Origin of the sequence: Kushneria konosiri (assembly GCF_002155145.1) — a bacterium.
Taxonomy (GTDB): domain Bacteria; phylum Pseudomonadota; class Gammaproteobacteria; order Pseudomonadales; family Halomonadaceae; genus Kushneria; species Kushneria konosiri.
Genome location: NZ_CP021323.1, coordinates 1,860,174 through 1,880,388 on the forward strand (window position 1 = coordinate 1,860,174; position 20,215 = coordinate 1,880,388).

Here is a 20,215-nt window from a genome sequence, read left to right on the forward strand (position 1 = left end):
ATTCGAGTCGTTAGCTGGAGCTTCCATGGCCGCTGCCCCGATCGTCCTTGTGGACGGTTCTGCCTACCTGTACCGCGCCTTTCATGCCCTGCCGCCCCTGTCGACCTCGACCGGTGAGCCGACCGGCGCCGTTCGTGGCGTCGTCTCCATGCTCAAGAGCCTGATCCGTCAGTATCCCGAAAGCCCCATGGCGGTGGTGTTTGATGCCAAGGGCAAGACCTTTCGCGATGAGCTCTATGAGCAGTACAAGGCCCATCGTCCGCCCATGCCCGATGAGCTGCGTGCTCAGGTCGGGCCGCTGCACGAGTGTGTTCGGGCGCTCGGCCTGCCGCTTCTATGCATCGAGGGCGTCGAGGCCGATGACGTGATCGGCACGCTGGCGCGCATGGCCACCGAAGCCGGGCGCGATGCGATTATCTCGACCGGCGACAAGGACATGGCGCAGCTGGTCAACGAGCACATCACCATGGTCAATACCATGAAAAACGAGACGCTCGATGTGGCCGGCGTCGAAGAGAAGTTCGGCATTCCGCCGCATCTGATCATCGACTATCTGGCCCTGATGGGGGATAGCGTCGATAACATTCCGGGGGTTCCGGGCGTGGGCCAGAAGACGGCGCTGGCGCTTTTGACCGGCATGGATGGGGGGCTCGAGACCATCTATGGCGATCTCGACCGGATCAGGACGCTCTCCTTTCGCGGCGCCAAAACGATGGCCAAAAAGCTTGAGGAGCATCGCGAGCAGGCGTTTCTTTCCTATCAACTGGCCACCATTCGCACCGATTGCGAACTGCCGGTCGGTCTCGACGGTCTCGACATTGCCCATCCCGACCGCGAAGCGCTGCTGGCGCTCTATCAGCGCCTTGAATTCAAGGGCTGGCTCAACGAGCTGCTGGAGGGTGGCAGTACCGGCGAGGCTTCCCCGGATGTGCCAGCCGGCGAAGGGGATCTCGACGATGGTAACGGCAGCGATGAAACGTCAGCCATGGCGAGCGAGCCGCGTGACTATCGTGCGGTATTCGAGCAGGAAGACTTTGATTGCTGGATCGAGCGTTTGAAGCAGAGCCCCACCTTCTGTTTTGACCTGGAAACCACCAGCCTTAACTACATGGAGGCCGAGATCGTCGGCATCGGCCTTGGCATTACGCCGGGCGAGGCGGTCTATGTGCCGGTGGCGCACGACTATCTCGACGCGCCGGATCAGCTTGATCGCGGCGCCGTGCTGGCCGCGCTCAAGCCGCTGCTGGAAAACCCGGCGATCGCCAAGATCGGCCAGAACCTCAAATACGATATCGAGGTGCTGGCGCGCTATGACATCGGCGTGGAAGGCGCGCTGATCGATACCATGCTCGAGTCCTACGTGCTCAACTCGACCGCCACGCGCCATGACATGGATTCGCTGGCGCAGGCCTATCTGGGCCATCGCACCATCTCGTTCGAAGAGATTGCCGGCAAGGGCGTCAAGCAGCTGACCTTCAATCAGGTCGCGCTCGAACAGGCGGTGGAATATGCCTGCGAAGACATCGACGTCACCCTGCGCCTGCATGCTCATCTGCGCCCGCGCCTTGAGCAGGAGGGAAGGCTTGCCGAGGTCATCGACACGCTCGAGCTGCCGCTGATTTCAGTGCTCACGCGCATGGAGCGCACCGGTGTGGCGGTAGACACTGCGAAGCTCGGCGAGCAGAGCCGGTCGCTGGGCGAGCGCATCACCGAACTTGAGCGCGACGCCTTTGAGCTGGCCGGGCGTGAGTTCAACCTGGGCTCACCCAAGCAGCTCGGCGAGATCCTGTTCGAGGAGCAGAAGATCCCGGTGATCAAGAAAACGCCCAAGGGCGCACCGTCGACCGCAGAGGCCGTGCTTGAGGAGCTGGCGCTGGACTATCCGCTGCCGAAAGTCATCATGGAGCATCGCGGGTTGTCCAAGCTCAAGTCGACCTACACCGATAAGCTGCCGCAGCTGATCAACGCCACTACCGGGCGCATTCATACCAGCTATCACCAGGCGGTGACCGCGACCGGACGACTCTCGTCCAGCGATCCCAACCTGCAAAACATTCCGATCCGAAGTGATATCGGTCGGCGCATTCGCACCGCCTTTATCGCCACGCCCGGCTATCAGCTGGTGGCGGCGGATTACTCGCAGATTGAGCTGCGCATCATGGCACACCTCTCGGGCGACGAGAGCCTGCTCACGGCCTTCGCCGAGGATCGTGATATTCATACCGCGACCGCCGCCGAAGTCTTTGGCACCTCGCTTGAGAAGGTCACCAGCGATCAACGCCGCAGTGCCAAGGCGATCAACTTCGGGTTGATCTACGGCATGAGCGCCTGGGGGCTGGCGCGCCAGCTGCGGGTCGAGCAGCGTGATGCCAAAACATGGATCGAGCGCTACTTCGACCGCTATCCGGGTGTGGCACGCTATATGGAGCGCATTCGCGCCGAGGCGGCAGAAAACGGTTTTGTGGAAACCGTCTTTGGTCGGCGTCTCTATGTGCCCGAGATCAACTCGCGCAATCATGCCCGTCGACAGGGGGCCGAGCGTACCGCCATCAATGCGCCGATGCAGGGTACCGCCGCGGATATCATCAAACGCGCCATGATTGACGTGGATGCCTGGCTTCGTGAAGGCGAGTTCGACGCCAAAATGGTCATGCAGGTGCATGACGAATTGATCTTCGAGGTGCGTCGCGAACAGGTCGAGGCGTTCAAGGCCGAGGTCGTTAGCCGTATGCAGGGCGCAGGTCAGCTCGATGTGGCGCTGATTGTCGAGGCCGGCCACGGCGATAACTGGGAAGAGGCGCACTAGGGTTCAAGGCTGGGTGCCCTTCATGGAAAAGCCGGCCCTGGGGCCGGCTTTTTTGTCGAAAACGCAGAGGCTTACATGGCCCAGGACGTGTGTCCCGGCAGGGCATGAGCGGCGGTCGCGTCACTGTCAGAAGAAGAGGCGCCCTCGGTGCTCTGAAAGCCTGCCATCAACTGTTCGAGCGACCGGGCCTGTTCTTCCAGTGCCGAGGCCGCACTGGCAACTTCTTCGACCAGGGCTGCGTTTTGCTGGGTCACCCCATCCATGTCGGCCACGGCATGGTTGACATCATTGATGCCGGCCGCCTGCTCTCGGGAGGCCAGCGCGATTTCGTTGACCAGCCCGGTGACGCGTTCCACGGCCGCCACCACATCCTTCATGACATCGCCCGCTTCATGGGCATGGCGGGTTCCTTCATCAATGCGCGTCATGGAGGTCTTGATCAGCACGCCGATCTCGCTGGCGGCGGTGGCGCTTCGGGAGGCAAGATTGCGTACTTCGCCGGCCACCACTGCAAAGCCGCGTCCCTGCTCACCGGCACGGGCGGCTTCGACGGCAGCGTTCAGCGCCAGCAGATTGGTCTGAAAGGCGATGCCATCGATCATGCTGACGATATCGGCCATTTTCCGCGACCCTTCGCTGATCTCCTCCATTGACGTGATGACACGGGTCACGCGGGTGCTACCCTGTTCGGCCACGCTTGAAGCCTCACCGGCCAGTCGGCTGGCTTCGCCGGCGCTGTCGGCGTTATGGCCGACCGTAGAAGAGAGTTCTTCCATGGCCGAGGCGGTCTCCTCAAGGGCTGCCGCCTGTGATTCGGTGCGCCGCGACAGATCCATATTGCCTACCGAAATTTCACGGGAGCGGCTGCCAATGGTCTCGGAGACCATGCTGACGTCGTCGAAAAGCTGGTTGAGCCTGGCCGCGTAGCGGTTGACGGCGCCTCGCAGGGCACCGATTTCGTCGGGGCGGGTGATGCTGAGCGCATCGCGCTGCGCGCCGCCTTCTCCCATCCGTTCGATCTGTCGGGTGGTTTCACTGATCTGGGCCAGCAACATGCGACTGCCCAGCCAGGCCAGGCCCAGCAGCAGTGCGACAACCGGCAGGATAAAGAGCAGCAGGTCCCGAATCAGGGAGCTGGCCAGATGCGTGACGGTCCGCATGGGCGTCACAAGCCCGATGGTCCAGCCGGTACCCGCCATGGTGAACTGCTTGACCATGGCCTGATCCTGCAGGGTCGGGTCTTCAAGACGTACCTCGCCGTCCTTTTGAACGGCCGTGGTCAGCGGGGCAAGCCAGGGCAGACGTGATGCCAGCTGTGACAGGCTCTGCATGCCGTTCCTGAAATCGGTGCCCGGGAAGTACATGACGTTGCCTTCCTTGTCCAGCACATAGGCATAGCCACCGGTGGCGTTGCCATGCGTCGTCATGAAGTCGGCAAGGCCTGCAAGGCTGACATCGGTGGTCGCCACGCCCGCAAATTGGCCATTTCGCTGATAGGGGATGCTGCAGGTCACCATCGGGGCCTGAGTCACCGGGTCAAGATAGGCCGCTGACCAGACGCACTGGCCGCCCGGGGCACCCACGGCGGCGCGATACCAGGGTTCGCTCTGGTAGGGGCTGCTGTCAGGCGCGTTATACTCCTCGGTATAGGCCAGCGCGCCATTCTGACCGCGGCCCCAGAAAAAGCTTCGTTTCTCGACGCCGGGGGTAAAGGCGCCCGGCTCCGGCCACAGTCCGCCACCGGCGATGGCGCGATTGCCATTGGCATCAATGATGTCCGGCAGGGTGGTGACATAGAGCGCGGGATCGGTTGGCATGGTCGCGGCCATGCTGGCGACGCTGGCCGTCAGGCTTTCAATGCGTCCCATCTGCGCCTGCAGACCATTAACCATGGACTGTCCGCTCTGACTGACCAGTGTGTTACTCGCCTCGATCAGGCGGGGTTTTCCTCTGAGCGTCATGACGCCGTAGATGGAAAGGCCGATCAGTGTCGTGAGCAGTATCCCGCCCAGGGTAATCTTTCCTGCAATGGTGCGCGGCAGCAGTGGCATTTTTTGTGCTCCCCGTTATTTGCCCAACTGCTGTTATCGGCACGTCTGGACGTACCATTGAGGGACACTCTTCACATTCATCGGTATCACAGGGGCTGACACATGAATCGTTTCCATGCCGCGCTTTCCGTAACGGGGCTGGTGCTGGCGACCGGCCTGGCCGGCTGTGCCACACAAGAATCACAGACTTCCCAACAGGATGAGGCGCTGGCGCAGGCAACGCTGAGCTTTGACGGTTATCGCGTCAGCGGTAGCGGCGGCTGCAACCGGATCTTTGGTCCGGCACAGGTCGAGAATGGCCGGCTGATCGTCGGCCATCTGGCCTCGACCCGTATGGCCTGTCCGGATGGAGCGGCGGGGGATCAGGCGCTGATCGATTTTCTGGAAAGCGAGCCGCGTCTGATTCAGGGCGATAATGACGAATGGCGTCTTGAGGGAGCGTCCCTGCAAATGCCGATCGAGCGTGTGCTCATGCAGTAGGGCGCCGCCCGGGGCGGCTAGCCCATCGGTGCCTCACTGTCGTTGGGATCGACTTCGAGCATGTGGGTCAGATCGAGCTGAATGTAGGTTTCATCGAACTGGGCTTCACGATAAAGACGTTCATAGTCGAGGATTTCCAGCGTGCGGCGCTGCTTTTTTACCATGCCCTCCCGGGTCAGTTCGCCGAGCATGCGGCTGACGTGCACGCTGGTCAGCCCCAGAAGGCTTGCCATCAGCTTCTGGTTCATCGGAAATTCAAAGCGAAGGCCCATCTCGGGGTGCGTATGCTTCAGGCGCAGGTACATTTCGATGATGAAATGGGCAATCTTCATGCGAGCGCTGCAGTGCATGAGGTTGGTCACACGTTCGGTCATCAGCGCCTGATCCCGCGAGGCGGTCGCAAAAAAGGCGGCCGACAGCGCGCGTGATTGCTGGCAGGCTTCCAGAATGTAGCGATAGGGGAAGGCGCAGACGGTGCCGTCGGTCATCATGCGCACGTCGGTCAGGTGACGACCGAAGGTAAAGTCGCGCAGGCCGATGATGTCGCCAGGCGTGAAAATTTCGACCACCTTCATTTCACCCATCAGGGAGATCTTGTAGGCGTAGGCCCAGCCCTCCTGCAGCGTGTAGAGCGTCTGCGTCGGCTCGCGGAAATGCCACAGGCTCTCGTGGCGCCTGACCGCTCGGGCATCCTTTTCAAAATGCGCCAGTAGTGCCTTTTCGTGCTCGCTGAGTGAAATCAGATTGCTGAAGTTTTCAACGATACAGCCATGACTCATCGTCATCTCCTGCTGTGTCGGTCGCTGGTGCCAGTAGCGCTCTGGTCAAGGCCCACTCATCAAACCGGAAGATTCCGGCGATTGTCATGAGACTCTGTCACCATTAGCGTGTATTTATTAGCTTTTTTCATGGTGAAGCGCACAATGAGCATGGCTCATGTGGCCTTTGTTCACCACCTCTGACAAGGTAATGACGACGAAATGATCATTCGTGCGTAGTCTGTGCGCACACGCGCAGGGACAATCGCTGCGCGCTCTGCCAGACTGGCCTGTCACCGCGTTGGCGTGGCACATTCTTCAAGCGACAGCATGCTGTCCATCCCGTACGGGACATCAGGGCGTGTTGCCGGACCGCAGCGTCGGCAACACGTCGTAGTTCAATGACTGCTGGAGTAGTGAAAGGCAATGACCAGACAACAGATTGGTGTCATGGGAATGGCAGTAATGGGGCGCAATCTGGCGCTGAATATCGAAAGCCGTGGCTATACGGTGTCGATCTATAACCGTTCCTCTGAGAAAACCGACGAAGTACTGGCTGAAAACCCCGATAGCAAGCTGGTCCCGTTCTATGAGATCGAGACGTTTGTGGCCTCTCTTGAAAAGCCGCGTCGTATTCTGTTGATGGTGGCCGCCGGTGAAGCGACCGACAAGACCATCGAGTCCCTGAAGCCGTATCTCGACAAGGGCGATATCCTGATCGATGGGGGCAACACCTACTATCCGGATACCATTCGCCGTAACCGCGAGCTTTCCGAGGCGGGCCTGAACTTTATCGGCACCGGCGTTTCCGGTGGTGAGGAGGGTGCCCTCAAGGGACCATCGATCATGCCCAGCGGTCAGCGTGAAGCCTATGACATGGTGGCGCCGATCCTTGAAAAGATCGCCGCGCGCGCCGAAGACGGCGAGCCGTGCGTCAACTATGTGGGTCCCGATGGCGCCGGTCACTACGTCAAGATGGTGCACAACGGCATTGAATACGGTGACATGCAGCTCATCAGCGAAGCCTACGCCATCCTCAAGGAAGGTCTGGCACTGTCCAACGACGAGCTGGCCGATGTCTTCACCGAATGGAACGAAGGCGAGCTCGACAGCTACCTGATCGACATCACCGCGCGCATCTTCAGAAAGCGTGATGAAAACGGCGAATACGTGGTCGACACGATTCTCGACTCCGCCGGCCAGAAGGGCACCGGCAAGTGGACCAGCAAGAGCGCGCTGGATCTGGGCGTTCCGCTGCCGCTGATCACCGAGTCCGTCTTTGCCCGTTTTATCTCTTCTCTCAAGGAAGAGCGCGTGGCGGCCTCGAAAGTGCTCAAGGGTCCGGCCGAAAAGCCCTTTGAAGGCGATCGCGCCGAGTTTATCGAGAAAGTGCGTCAGGCGCTTTATTTCAGCAAGATTGCCTCCTACGCCCAGGGCTTTGCCCAGATGCGTTCGGCCAGCGATCACTACGACTGGAATCTCGACTACGGTCAGGTGGCCAAGCTCTTCCGCGCCGGCTGCATTATCCGTGCCCGGTTTTTGCAGAAGATTACCGATGCCTACCAGGAAACGCCTGATCTGTCGAACCTGCTGATGGCGCCGTATTTCTCCGACATTGCTGATCGTTACCAGCAGTCGCTGCGTGACGTGATCAGCCATGCGGTGCAAAACGGCATTCCGGTCCCGACCTTCTCGTCTGCCGTGGCCTACTACGACAGCTACCGCGCCGAGAAGCTGCCGGCCAACCTGGTACAGGCCCAGCGTGACTTCTTCGGTGCCCACACCTACAAGCGCCTTGATCGCGACGGTGTCTTCCATACCGAATGGCTCGAAAAGTAAGCACCACTGCTTTTTGATGCACCAAAACCCCGCGCCTGTCGCGGGGTTTTTTTATTCTGACAGCAACGAGTCGGTCCGGCCGTGGCTCACCAGCGCCTCGAGCAGCGCAAGGCCGCCGCCGGGCAGGGCGGTGGCATCCCGCACTACTACGCTGCGCTCGCGTACCGCCCAGGGCGCGTCGATATGAATCATGGCCAGCGTCATGAGCAGGCAGTGGCGCCGTGCCGCACTCTCCGGAATGATGCCGATCCCGACGCCGGCGGCCACCAGCCGGCAGATCGCCTCGAAACTCGAGACCTGAACGCGCAGTTTCAATGTCGCGCCGATGTCCTGAAACCGGTGCGTGAGAAACTGCATCAGACTGCTGCTGTCATGCAGGCCCACATGGTAGTGATCGACCATGTCGCCGAGTGTAATGCCTTCGCATTCGGCCAGCGCATGATCGGGCGGAGTAATCAGCACCAGCCGGTCGGTGCTGAAGTGATAACGCTCAAGCGTGCCTGCCGCCACGGGCCCTGCCACGATGCCCATGTCGGCACTGCCTCGGGCCACGCCCCGTACGATGTCATGATTGAGCCGCTCGCGAAGATCGATGGTCAGGCGCGGTCGTTTGGCCAGAAAAGTGCTCAGTACGGCCGGCATCAGCTCGGTGACGGCGGTGGTGTTGGCCAGAATGCGCAGATGGCCTTCCGGTGACTGTGTCTCCGACATGTCTTCGATGAGGTCATCCATCTGGTGCAGGACGCGCCGGGCATGAATAAGCAGGCGCTGACCGGCAAGGGTCATCTCCATGCCGCGGGAGCTTCGATAAAAAAGCTGCTGGCCCAGTCGAGCCTCGAGTTGCTGAATGCGAGCGCTGGCGGCAGCCGTCGAGATATGGGCGCGACGAGCGCCCCGGGTAAGGCTGGGGGCTTCGGCAATATGGACAAAAAGGCGCAGATCGATCAGATCGGGAGACATGAGCATTTACTCTGGAAAGTCGAGCGTTAGGCCGAGCCTAACGCGGGGTCATGAAAAGACCAATTCTGGCATGTCCTGAAACCGGGCATTCTGGAGGCAAACGCATGACGTAAAAGGCCTGTTATGACGACTCATGTCCCTCCAACAGCGCAATCTGCCATCGGTGCCCGTCCGCTGGACGGCGTGCGGGTGATCAGCCTGGAACATGCCATCGCGGCGCCCTTTTGCTCGCGTCAGCTGGCAGATCTGGGCGCGGAAGTGATCAAGATCGAACGCCCCGGCACAGGAGATTTCGCCCGACATTACGACAGTCGCACCCGCGGGCTGGCTTCTCACTTTGTCTGGACCAACCGTGGCAAGCAGAGCCTGACGCTGGACGTCAAAACGCGTGAGGGCCACGAGGTGTTGCTGGCGCTTCTGGAGGATGCTGATGTGCTGATTCAGAACCTGAGTCCCGGCGCCAGTGCACGACTCGGGCTCTCCTTTGAGGCCCTTCACGAGCGGTTTCCTCGCCTGATCGTCTGCGATATTTCGGGCTACGGCAATGATGGCCCCTACGCCAGCAAGAAGGCCTATGACCTGCTGATTCAGAGCGAATCGGGCCTGGTGTCGCAGACCGGCACGCCTGACATCCCGGTCAAGGCCGGGGTTTCGATCTCCGATATCGCGGCCGGCATGTATGCCTACAGCAACATCCTCGCTGCACTTCTGGCGCGTGCGCGCAGCGGCGAGGGTCGCCATATCGATGTCTCGATGCTGGAGGCGACCGTCGAGTGGATGGGTTATCCACTTTATTACGCCTTCGAGGGAGCCGAGCCGCCGCCGCGTGCCGGGGCATCACATTCGACCATCTATCCTTACGGCCCTTTTCCGGCAGGCGACGGTCAATCGGTGATGCTGGGGCTTCAGAACGAACGCGAATGGGTGCTGTTCTGTGAGCAGGTGCTCAGGCGTCCGGCCCTGATTGACGATCCACGCTTTGCTACCAATGCCGATCGCAGCGAGGCGCGCCGGGCGCTGGATGGCGTCATCGATGAGGTCTTCTCGACCCTGACCGCCGATGACATCGTGGCGCGGCTGGGTCAGGCCGGCATCGCCAATGCTCACGTCAACGATATGGCCGGGGTGTGGGCGCATCCACAGCTGGCGGCCCGTGACCGCTGGCGTGAGGTTTCTTCGCCCGCGGGGCCACTGCCGGCGCTACTGCCGCCGGGGCAGGGGCGTGACTTCAATACGGTCATGGGCGCCATTCCGGCGCTGGGTGAACATACCCGGGAGATTCTGGTCTCACTGGGTCATGACGACATAACCATCGCCGCTTGGCGGGAGAGAGGAGTGGTGTAAATGACAGTATCCAACGAGGCGGCGAGTCTCATGCGCCAGGCACGTTCAGCGCTTTTTGTCCCGGCGACCCGACCTGATCGCATCAAAAAGGCGCTCGCCAGTGAGGCGGATCTGGTCATCATCGACCTCGAGGATGCCGTCGCACTGGAGGACAAGTCATCGGCGCGCGAGATGCTGGAGCAGTTTTTGGAGGAGGCGCCGCAGGTGTCGCTGTACGTGCGTATCAATGCCCCTGGTAGCGAACACTTTGATGCCGATCTGGATCTTTGTGCCCGCCTGTCAGGCGTCTCGATGATCATGGTGCCCAAGGCGGAATCGGCCATGGCGCTTCAGCAGGCCGCCGCGCTTGGTCGCCCCCTGTGGCCGCTGATTGAAAGTGCGGCCGGTCTTGACTGGATCGACGAGCTGGCGGCTGTGGAGGGTGTGGAGCGGCTGAGTTTCGGCGCGCTGGATCTGGCGCTGGATCTTGGACTTGAAAGCGAGACGCCAGGCGCCGAGGCGATCCTGGATCAGGCGCGCTATCAGCTGGTGCTGCATTCGCGGCTCGCCGGGCTGGCGCCGCCGATGGCGGGTGTCTCGCCCGTGCTTGACGATGACGAGGTGCTCCATGGTATGGCGCTGCGGGCCCGTCAGATGGGCTTTGGCGGCATGCTCTGCATTCATCCGCGCCAGCTTGACCCGGTGCATCGCGTCTTTACCCCCGATGCCGAGCAGCTTGCGTGGGCGCAGAAAATTGTCACGGCGGCCCGAACGCAGGGCGGTGCCTTTCGAGTCGATGGGCAAATGGTGGACGCCCCGGTGATCGAACGGGCCCGACGGCTGCTGGCGCGCGTCGACCCGTCATCGACGGGCACCGTGGCCTGAGGGCTGACGGGGTGACCATTTCCGTACGGCCCTCTCGGTCCGGCGCTTGCCTTCAGACCGGGTCTGGAGGTCCTTTCCCGTTTTTCATTGCCAGGCCCATGGCGGCCAGCAGGGTGATAATCGTTGCCAGTACCAGCGCCCATGTCGGGTCACGATCGGCCCTGAGCAGGTAGCCCGACCACGTGCCCGCCAGCATGAAAAGCGAGGCCAGTGAAAAGGCGATACCGACCATGTCGGGATATCGCCTGCCGGCAAAGCGTTTCTGACGGGCGCAGAGGTTGGCCACATTGCAGTAGGAAGCTGACAGATAAAGACCGAAATTCAGGGCCATATAGAGGGCAAGCACCGACATCGACAGGTCGTTGCCATACACCAGCACCATGGCCAGCGTGATCAGCTCGTCAAGCGCTACGATGAACATGGCCAGCGTCACATGCAGGCGATAGTGTCCCAGGTGTTTCAGGGCATGAAACAAAAGCGGCCCGACCATCGAACCCAGTCCCCCGAAAATGCCCGCAACGGCCACGATCTCTCCCTTGTTATCGGCTCCGGCGGCCAGCCACAGCGGCATGTAATAGAGAAACAGTCCCATGGACAGATAGACCAGCGGTGTGGTCATGGGTGAGCTGGCTGAAAGGCACAATATATGGCCACGAAAATAGCGCAGGCCTTCCATCAGGTTGAGTCGTGGCGTGTCGCTGTCCTCGAGCGTCTGTTGGTTCTGATCGGCAGCAAAAAGAGTGTCGCGCTTCATTGCTGCCCAGCGAAAGACAAACGAGGCCAGCGTCATCATCAGATTGATGGCGAGCACGAGGTTGATGGAGTAATCGATCAGCCAGCTCCCCAGCGGTCGGCCGATCACCAGCGTGGCAAGGGTCAGAAAGCTCAGGGAAAAGGCGTTGAAACGGACGGCAGTTCTTTCCGATCTCAGCGCTATGGCGCCGGCATAGGTGCCGTTGGCGATATTGGTGATGACCGGAATCACGGACGTCAGGATGACGTAGGTGATCAGCACGATCGGCGTTGACAGTGAGCCCACATGGAGTAGCCACAGTGCTCCAAGGGTGATGACCATGTCGTAGACTTCGCAGATCAACAGCACCCGGTAGGGCGAGTAGTGCCCGAGCAGTCTTGCCATGACATAGGCACAGGCACTGATGACTCTGGAAAAGGTGGTGTAAAGCGCAATCCAGGCCGGGGAGAGCATGCCTGCCGCGACCAGCGTCGGGACGGCACCCTCGATCACGGAGGAGCCGGCATAGGAAAACATCAACCCCACAAGCATCAGCACATGGGGTTGTCGTAAAAGGGCCACTAGCGACATGCACGACCCTGATAGCAAGGTTGGCCCCTCAAACGGGAGGATATCTTCAGAGGGGGCAGCATCCTCTGGGGACGTGCCCCGGTCGACACTACTGTTGACCGGCCCGGCAACAGGCATGAGGTGTTATGGATGCGCCTTCCCCTCACACCAGTAGCCCATGGCGGACACCTGCCGTTTGGGGACCGCCAGCTCATTGATCAGGTAGCGACGAATGTTGAGACAGACCCTGGATTCGGACGCAATCCAGGCGTAAAAGCTGTCGCTGGATTCGGGGACGGAAGCCTCCCAGAGGATCTCTTCATCGATATCGATGGCCGGCTCGGCACCGTCGACAGACGCCGCTGACGTGGATGGCTGCTTCAGCGGCAGGGTACGCACGGCACGGGAAAGTCTCTCGCCGTGACAGCACCGGGTCTCCTCACGCGGCAGCCAGTGGGCGTCAATCCACTGTGGGATACAGCGACAGTCCGCTTTCAAGGGGACCTCGAGCAGGGCCTGCACTCTGGGTTTGGGCGCATCGGCAAAGCGCTTGTCAAGTTCCTCGATGATCCCCATGACAGCAGGCAGGGCGGTTTCATCCGCGACCAGCAGAAGATGCTCGATATTGGCGGGTGGGCGCCACTCGCAGCCGATCGCCTTGCCGGTGTAGTGGCTGCACGGGGCATTGATCGAGAGGGCATCCCCCGGGCGGGCTCTGCTTGCCCAGCGTGAGGCAGGGCCGGTATCGCCGTGCAGCACAAACTCGATATCCAGCTCCTTTTTTTGCGGCCGGACCGCGCGAATCGTATAGGTTCGCATGGGCGGGCGCTGCTCGGCCGCCATGTTTTTATAGGCACTGTACCAGTCTTCCCCGTCGGCAAATTTTGCCGCCATGCCGACGCTGCCCTGATTTTCGGGAGGGAAAAAGAGCTTCACTCTCTGATCCGGTGCAAACGTCGTGGCGATATCCAGATCATTGGCCGTGAAGGTGAAGTTCACCATGGACGGCGAGAGCTGCTCTCGTCGCTTGAGCGTCATGTCAAAAAGCCGATAGGCCGTCGTTGCTGGCATGTTGGTAACACCTGAGTGTAGGAGGCGCGTCGCCTTAAAAAGAATAATAATATTTCTCATTTGGAATCAAGGCGTCGGCCATGAAATGTGATGTTGTCCTGATTGTGATCCCGCCATGGCTCAAATCATGTGACCTGCCGACGAGGGGCATCCGGCAATCCTTGTGAGGGGCGGGATGGCTCATTGGGTAGATTCATCGTCTCCAGTTCGGCCTGGCAGGTTGTCACGGCCCGAGCGATATAGCGCCCGGCCATGCGCTCGGAAACGCCCAGCCGCTCGCCGATCTCACGCTGGGTCAGCCCCTCCATTCGGTGCCAGATCAGGGCCTGACGCAGGTGGTCGGGCAGTGTCGATAGCGCCTCACCCAGACGATGGACGCACTGCTGCTGTTCACACAGTCTTGCCTCGGGGCAGGCCCGCGGGCACACCAGCACTGGTGTCAGCGTATCGATGGCAATCAGGTGATTGGCCTGACGGCGATGGTGGTCGGTCAGCAGATTGCGCGCGATGCGAAACAGATAGGCCCGCGGGTTGTCGAGCGCAGGGATGTCATCGGACCGGATCAATCGCAGATAGACCTCGTGACACAGATCCGCCGCCTGCTCGTGGCAGGGGAGCTGGCGCTTGAGAAAGCGCATCAGCTGCTGATGATGTTCACGGTAGAGCGAATCGATGGTCGCTGCGTGCATCGTGTAACCCCACTGGCAATATCATGAATGCCGGATAACCACGGGCAGTGGTTATCCGGTACGGGCCGTGGCCAGAGCTGGCAGGCAGCCGGCGTTTCAGGGCTCGCCTGTTATCCCTGCCATGTCTGTCACCTCTGAAGTGCTCGTCAAGCCCTCGGGAGGCGTCTGGACCTGCGGACGATACCTGGCGATCGGGTTGACCAGCTCGCCGGCGAACTGCAGATTTTTGGCCGGGTCGGCAAGGTCGATCATCTGGCGGTTGTTGCGCAGTTGCAGCCGGTTGAGACATGAGAGCGTGAAGGTCGGTGCGAACAGGTCAAAGCGTGCGAACCTTTCTGCAAGTTCCGGATGGCGGCGCTGGTAGTCGACCACGCAGGTCCCGACCCGAGCCCAGAACGTCTGAGCCTCCAGGGTGTCGGTTTCGACCAGAATCTGCGCCAGAAAGCGGAAGAAGCAGTCGAACAGGTCATTGAAGATCGACAGGATTCTCAGGTGCTCCGGGACTTCAACGGCAATGCGTCGAGCCGTTTCGGGCAGTGCCTGGCCGTTGTCGAAAATGGCGGTTTCCTCGCCGATGTCCTTGAGAATTGCCCCCACCGGCACGTGATCTTCAAGTTTCAGGATCAGGTTCTCGCCATGGGGCATGAAGACCATGTCGTAGGCGTAGAAACAGTGCAGCAGCGGCGTCATATAGGCGGCGAGGTAGCGATCGATCCACGTCGCCGCGTCGAGTCCGGAGGCCTTGATCAGCGCCGGCAGCAGCGGGCGGTCTTCGGCGTCGCGATGCAGCAGCGCCGCCATGGTCATCAGCCCTTGACGGTCGGAAACCTGCTCACAGGGACTTTCGCGCCACAGACAGGCGAGCATCTTCTGATAGGGACTGTGCTTGTCACAGGCGGCCTCGAAACCGGCGTGGTGATAGCCAAGCGTTGCCACCTCACGCAGCACGCCAAAGCCCAGGGCCTTGAGTTCAGGGTCGTCGTTGACCACCTCTTGGACCCAGCTGTTGATGGCCGGCGTGCCATGCATGTAGTGAGGCGAGAGCCCGCGCATGAAGCCCATGTTGATAATCGACAGCGCGAACTTGACGTAGCGGCGCTGTGGACGGGAAGCGTTGAACCAGGTCCGGATCGACTGCTGCGGCTGATAATCGTCGTCGCCCTCGCCCAGCAGTACGATGCGCTGTTCGGCGACCTCGCCGGCAAAGGTGATGGCGAGCTTGTGCCGCCACTGCCATGGATGCACCGGCATAAAGTAGTAGTCGGCGGGATCAAGCGTCAGGCCTTCCAGCCGGGCGGTGAAGCGCTGGTAGGTACGCTCGTCGAGCTCGTCGCGCAACAGGGTATCGATATCCAGCCCGTCGATGGCGCTGTAGTCGGTGCATGCCCGGGCCACTGCCAGCCACAGCGGGCGCACCCGTGCGCCGGCTTCCGGGGCGTAGCGGTGATAGTCCTCGGCGTCGAAGCCGATACGGCCGCTGTTGGCAATGAAGCACGGATGGCCCTCGCTCATGGCCGCCTCCAGCGTCTGAAAATCGGCCAGCGCCAGCGTTTCGGCATCAGGCAGGCCGCGCCCCAGCTTGTAAGCCATGCCGGCAAGCGTACTGGCGATCTCTTCCAGGTAGGTCGGCAGGTTGTCGGGATCGATCCCGAGACGCTGGCGAAACTCGAGCAGAAAGGCTTCGACCGACAGCGGTCGCGGCTCGTCGCCTGCCTCCTGCGCCGTTGGCTCAAGCGAACGCTTCTCCAGCGAGTGTTTGTCGATCCACCACTGGTCAAGCTCGAGCCGACGGGCCCGGAAGCGATACTGCATCGATGCTGCCTCAAGACGATACTCTCCCCACCCTGAGGCGTCCGGCACGACTGTCTGCTCCGGAATCAGCAGGCGCTCGTGGGCAAGCTCGGCAATCGCTTTGGTCAGCAGATCGCGATTGGCGCGTGCCCATCGCCGTGGTTCGAGATGGGCGCTGGTCTGGTCGCCCCTGATGGGCTGATGGGCGTCGGCGGTTTCGGCGCTTGATCGCGTACAAAACGCCAGGTGGGCGGTCTTCTTGCCGAGGCGGATTTCGCGGTCATAGACAAAGCCGGCGCGGCGGTTGAGCGAATGAATCGCGTCGTTGTTGACGTCGGGTTCGACCACGATGCGCTGCGTGGACGACTCCCTGAACAAAAACGCCACGATGGTATTAATCACCGCCTGACTGAAGCCGTGAATCGGCGCCGTCGCCGGCGGTCCTACCAGAAAGTGCATGCCGCGATCGCCCGGCGCTACCTCGTACTGCGTTCCGACCGGGTCATGGCGCGGGTCGTAGCACTCGACCAAAAACGCGGGGCCGCCATCGTGGAGCCCCAGATACGCCCGGGCCGTCGTGCCCTTTTGCATGTGGCGATAAAAGGCGTCGACCTGCTTTCGGCTGTCGCCGATCATGCCCCAGAAGCGGGCGAAGGGGTGACTCACCCAGTCGTAAACCGTATCGAGATCGTGTTCCGGATCAAGCGGGCGCAGCGACAGCGTGCCGATGCCGGGCCAGTCGCGGTAAAAGCGCTCATCAGGGGTATCAGGATCGGTGCCGGCCTGCCCGGCATGAAACGGTGTCGTGGAAAGCGGGTTCATCGAAGGCTTCCTGTTTTTTCAACGTCATGTTCTGGAATACGCGTCCTCGGAGGTCGCGTCGGTGCATGTCGCGAGACGGGTGAATTCAGGCATCGGTGGGGCGTCGCGCCTCGCAGGTACGCTCGGGCGAGAAGACGCTGTTGTCCGGCGCACCGAAGCTCTGGAACGTGACGCTGCGTTCGACCGGATAGACCTCACGGCCGGTCAGTTCGCGGATGATGCAGGCATTGCGATAGCACGCCATGCCCAGATCCGGCGCGACCAGCCCATGCGTATGCAGCTCGGCGTTTTGAACGAAAAGGTCGTCATGAGCGTTGATGCTGTAGTAGCGCCCGACCACGTAGCGACCGGCGTCGTCGCGGCGGATGCGGTGCTCGATCGGGGCCAGAAAGTCCGATGCGCGGGGCATGTAGCCGGTGGCCAGGATCAACCCCTCGGTGCGGTGGTTAAAGCGCCGGGCCTGCTCGGTATGGCCAAACGTCAGCTCGAAGCTCTGGTTCGCGGTGTTGTAATGGCACTGCTCGAGCGCGGCGCAGGTCAGCAGGTTCGTGTCCACCGGGCCGTTGAGGCTCAGGGTGTAGAGCCGGTCGTAGATGGCGTTGATCAGCTCGAGGTTGATGCCCTTGTAGAGTCCCTTCTGCTCGCGCATCAGACGGTCGCGGGTCGAGCGGGGCAGGGCGTGGAAATAGTCGATGTAGTCCGGCGAGGTCATCTCGAGCGTGAGCTTGCCGTACTCGAGCGGGAAAAAGCGTGGCGAGCGCGTCACCCAGTTGAGGGTATAGCCGTGCTTATCGAGGCCTTCGAGCAGGTCGAGATAGATCTCTGCCGCGCTCTGGCCGCTGCCCACCAGGGTGATGGAAGGCTTCGCCTGCAGCGCCGCCTTTTGCTCGAGATACGCCGATGAATGCACCAGATGGTCACGCACCTCGCGGCAGCAGGTCGGAATCATCGGTTCGGTGCCGGTGCCGAGCACCAGCCGTCGGGCCCGGTGAATACGCAGCTCACCGCTCAGGGTGTCGCGGCTGTGTACCTGATAACAGCCGGCCGTCTCGTCGTAATCGACACGTGTCACATCGCGATTGAATCGCAGCGTCCTGAGCTGGGTGGTGACCCACTGGCAGTACTGGTTGTACTCGTTGCGCAGCAAAAAAAACTGTTCGCGGATATAGAAGTTATAGAGCCGGCCCTGGGATTTCAGATAGTTGAGAAAGCTGAAGCGGCTGGTGGGATCGGCCAGCGTCACCAGGTCGGCCAGAAACGGCGTCTGCAGCGTGGCCTCTTCCAGCAGCAGCCCGGGATGCCAGTTGAAGCTCGGGCGGCGCTCGAGAAACAGTCCGTCGAGATCGTCAATGGGGTCGGTCAGACAGGCCAGGCCAAGATTGAATGGCCCCAGCCCGATGGCGATGAAATCGTGAATGCGACGGTGCATGAAACTCTCCTCGTTGGCCGGATCAGCGTGCAATGGACGGGGCATGGCGTGTCCCGGTGTGGTTATCGCTGGCAGGCGTGGTGGTCTCTTTGGAGCCGTTGTCGGCATCCATCGTGGTGGTAAACGCCTCGCCGTGGATCGCAATCCGTGTGATCAGTCGGTTCATGTCCTCAAGGCGCGTCTGCGGGTTGAGCAGGGTGAACTTGAGATAGAAGCGTCCGTTGACGCGGGTCCCGGCAACGACGCCTTCGCCGCGCCGGGAGAGGGTGTGGCGAATGTGATGGTTGATGGTTTCGATGGTGGTCTCATCGCTGATGCCGGCAGGGCAGTAGCGAAAGATCAGGGTGCTCAGCGCCGGCGTGGTCAGCACGTCGATATCGTCGCGCTCGCGCTCGCGCATCAGGCGGCAGGTCTGGCGGGTCAACGCGATCACGTCATCGAGATAGCCGCCGAGTGCGTCCGCCCCCAGGGTGCGCAGGGTCAGCCATAGCTTGAGAGCATCGAAGCGCCGGGTGGTCTGCAGGCTCTTGTTGACCAGATCCGGAGTGCCGGCGTCGGCCTGGTCGTGCGGATTGAGGTAATCGGCATGATAGGTGACGTGGCCGAGCTGGTGTCGGTCGCGCACCAGGCAGGCACTGCAGCTGACCGGCTGAAAGAAGGTCTTGTGATAGTCGATACTGACCGAGTCGGCCTGCTCGATACCGGCCAGCCAGTGGCGATAGCGTCGCGACAGCAGCAGCCCTCCGCCGTAGGCGGCATCCACGTGCAGCCATATCCCGCGAGACTGGCACAGCTCGGCGATACCAGGGAGCGGGTCGATACTGCCGAAATCGGTGGTGCCTGCGGTGGCGACCACGGCGAAGGGCAGTAACCCATCGTTGTGGCAGTCATCGAGACGCGCGCGCAGCGCAGCGACATCCATGCGATTGTCATCGTCGCACGGCACTGGGATCACGGCGTTATGGCCCAGTCCGAGCAGGGCGGCGGCTTTCTGTACGCTGAAGTGGCTCACCGCTGAGGCGAGGATGCGCAGCCGGTGATGATCGGCGGGCAGTCCGTGGTGGCGGTTGCCGCCATGGCCGGACAACCGTTCACAGGCGGCATCTCGTGCCATTAAAAGCGCCATCAGGTTGGACTGGGTCCCGCCGCTGGTGAAGACGCCATCGGCTGCCTCGCCAAGGCCGATGCGTGCGGTGACCCAGTCAATCAGCTTTTGCTCGATCAGTGTGGCACCGGCGCTCTGGTCCCAGGTCTCCACCGCGGTATTGAGTGGCGTGGCGATCGCTTCGGCGAGAATCGAGGGCAGAGTGATCGGGCAGTTGAGGTGGGCGACGTAGCCCGGGTCGTGAAAGTGGACGGCGTGATCAAGATAAAGCCGCTGGATCTCTTCGAGACCCGCGTCGACATCTGCCAGCGGCCGGTCGAGATCGATGGCGTCGAACTCGGGTTGCAGTTCGCCGGGCTCAACCCCGCTGCAAGGCCTCTGGTGACGAATCAGCGAGCGCTGCACCAGTGATACGCAGCGCTGCATGCCCAGGCGATAGGGCTCAAGGGAGTGATTGCCGAACAGCGTCAGCAGGTGCTCCGGCCTTGGCTCGTGACGGCGCAGGGGTATGGCGGTGGCGAACTCCGTGTCGTAGCGCAAGACATCTTCCTCCTGAACGTGGATTGACGGCGTTGTTCCGTCATTGCAGCGGCCTCACCAGTTCTTCTTTAATGAGAATGAAAATCATTATTTAGTGGTGTGGGTCAGAAGACGCATCGACTCGAATTTTCTGAATCAAATTAACAATTTGTTTCAAAAACATGGCTGTGGAGTTACGACAGGCTCAGGAAAAGCACCATCAGGCGGCCGAGCGGAAAGATGAAGATTGCCATCATATGCTAATGAGAATTATTATCTTTTGGGAAAATTGAATAATGATTTAAATCCGGTCGTCGTGAAGGCGGCGCATTCCTTTCGAGACAGGGGAGTCGTTTTTCCAATGTTGTCAGGCAAGTCCTTCAA

General features: G+C 61.1%; 14 protein-coding genes. 5 read left to right on the forward strand and 9 right to left on the reverse strand.

Translation table 11 applies throughout. The features are described from left to right. Positions 1–25 precede the first annotated feature (25 nt). Positions 26–2,806, forward strand: a complete 2,781-nt coding sequence (polA, locus tag B9G99_RS08645; RefSeq protein ID WP_086621687.1) for a DNA polymerase I — start codon at positions 26–28, stop codon at positions 2,804–2,806. Between the two features lie 71 nt (positions 2,807–2,877). On the opposite strand, the gene B9G99_RS17215 is transcribed toward polA, so the two are convergent. Next, positions 2,878–4,857, reverse strand: a complete 1,980-nt coding sequence (locus B9G99_RS17215) for a methyl-accepting chemotaxis protein (protein ID WP_086621688.1) — start codon at positions 4,855–4,857, stop codon at positions 2,878–2,880. Positions 4,858–4,959: 102 nt separating this feature from the next. Between B9G99_RS17215 and B9G99_RS08655 the strand changes: the two genes are divergently transcribed. Beyond that, the gene (locus tag B9G99_RS08655; protein ID WP_086621689.1) at positions 4,960–5,337 is read left to right on the forward strand and encodes an META domain-containing protein; all 378 of its coding nucleotides are present in this window, start codon (positions 4,960–4,962) and stop codon (positions 5,335–5,337) included. A gap of 17 nt (positions 5,338–5,354) precedes the next feature. On the opposite strand, the gene B9G99_RS08660 is transcribed toward B9G99_RS08655, so the two are convergent. Beyond that, positions 5,355–6,116, reverse strand: a complete 762-nt coding sequence (locus B9G99_RS08660) for a Crp/Fnr family transcriptional regulator (RefSeq protein ID WP_158521468.1) — start codon at positions 6,114–6,116, stop codon at positions 5,355–5,357. A gap of 405 nt (positions 6,117–6,521) precedes the next feature. Here B9G99_RS08660 and gndA point away from each other — a divergent pair, with 405 nt between their 5' ends. After that, the gene (gndA, locus tag B9G99_RS08665; RefSeq protein ID WP_086621691.1) at positions 6,522–7,934 is read left to right on the forward strand and encodes an NADP-dependent phosphogluconate dehydrogenase; all 1,413 of its coding nucleotides are present in this window, start codon (positions 6,522–6,524) and stop codon (positions 7,932–7,934) included. A 51-nt stretch (positions 7,935–7,985) separates the two neighbouring features. Here the strand turns inward: gndA and B9G99_RS08670 are convergent, their stop codons facing one another. Beyond that, positions 7,986–8,894: a LysR family transcriptional regulator gene (locus tag B9G99_RS08670; RefSeq protein ID WP_086621692.1), complete on the reverse strand. Its 909-nt coding sequence runs from the start codon at positions 8,892–8,894 to the stop codon at positions 7,986–7,988. Between the two features lie 123 nt (positions 8,895–9,017). On the opposite strand from B9G99_RS08670, the gene B9G99_RS08675 reads away from it, so the two are divergent. Together B9G99_RS08675 and B9G99_RS08680 are read left to right on the forward strand one after the other, a co-directional pair. Next, positions 9,018–10,238: a CaiB/BaiF CoA transferase family protein gene (locus tag B9G99_RS08675; RefSeq protein WP_086621693.1), complete on the forward strand. Its 1,221-nt coding sequence runs from the start codon at positions 9,018–9,020 to the stop codon at positions 10,236–10,238. Beyond that, positions 10,239–11,102, forward strand: coding sequence for an HpcH/HpaI aldolase/citrate lyase family protein (locus B9G99_RS08680; RefSeq protein ID WP_227875757.1), 864 nt, complete (start codon positions 10,239–10,241; stop codon positions 11,100–11,102). Positions 11,103–11,154: 52 nt separating this feature from the next. On the opposite strand, the gene B9G99_RS08685 is transcribed toward B9G99_RS08680, so the two are convergent. The 6 genes from B9G99_RS08685 to B9G99_RS08710 all read right to left on the reverse strand — a co-directional run bounded on the left by B9G99_RS08685 (position 11,155) and on the right by B9G99_RS08710 (position 19,852). Continuing rightward, positions 11,155–12,426, reverse strand: coding sequence for an MFS transporter (locus B9G99_RS08685; protein ID WP_086621694.1), 1,272 nt, complete (start codon positions 12,424–12,426; stop codon positions 11,155–11,157). Between the two features lie 123 nt (positions 12,427–12,549). Continuing rightward, positions 12,550–13,476: a siderophore-interacting protein gene (locus B9G99_RS08690; protein WP_086621695.1), complete on the reverse strand. Its 927-nt coding sequence runs from the start codon at positions 13,474–13,476 to the stop codon at positions 12,550–12,552. A 125-nt stretch (positions 13,477–13,601) separates the two neighbouring features. Further along, a complete protein-coding gene (locus B9G99_RS08695) occupies positions 13,602–14,165 on the reverse strand; it encodes an RNA polymerase sigma factor (RefSeq protein ID WP_086621696.1) in 564 nt (187 codons plus the stop codon). A gap of 96 nt (positions 14,166–14,261) precedes the next feature. Next, the gene (locus B9G99_RS08700) at positions 14,262–16,778 is read right to left on the reverse strand and encodes a GNAT family N-acetyltransferase (RefSeq protein ID WP_086621697.1); all 2,517 of its coding nucleotides are present in this window, start codon (positions 16,776–16,778) and stop codon (positions 14,262–14,264) included. A gap of 85 nt (positions 16,779–16,863) precedes the next feature. Then, positions 16,864–18,252, reverse strand: a complete 1,389-nt coding sequence (locus B9G99_RS08705; protein WP_335617602.1) for a lysine N(6)-hydroxylase/L-ornithine N(5)-oxygenase family protein — start codon at positions 18,250–18,252, stop codon at positions 16,864–16,866. Further along, a complete protein-coding gene (locus tag B9G99_RS08710; protein ID WP_227875758.1) occupies positions 18,230–19,852 on the reverse strand; it encodes a pyridoxal phosphate-dependent decarboxylase family protein in 1,623 nt (540 codons plus the stop codon). The genes B9G99_RS08705 and B9G99_RS08710 overlap by 23 nt, the downstream gene beginning before the upstream one ends. Positions 19,853–20,215 lie beyond the last annotated feature (363 nt).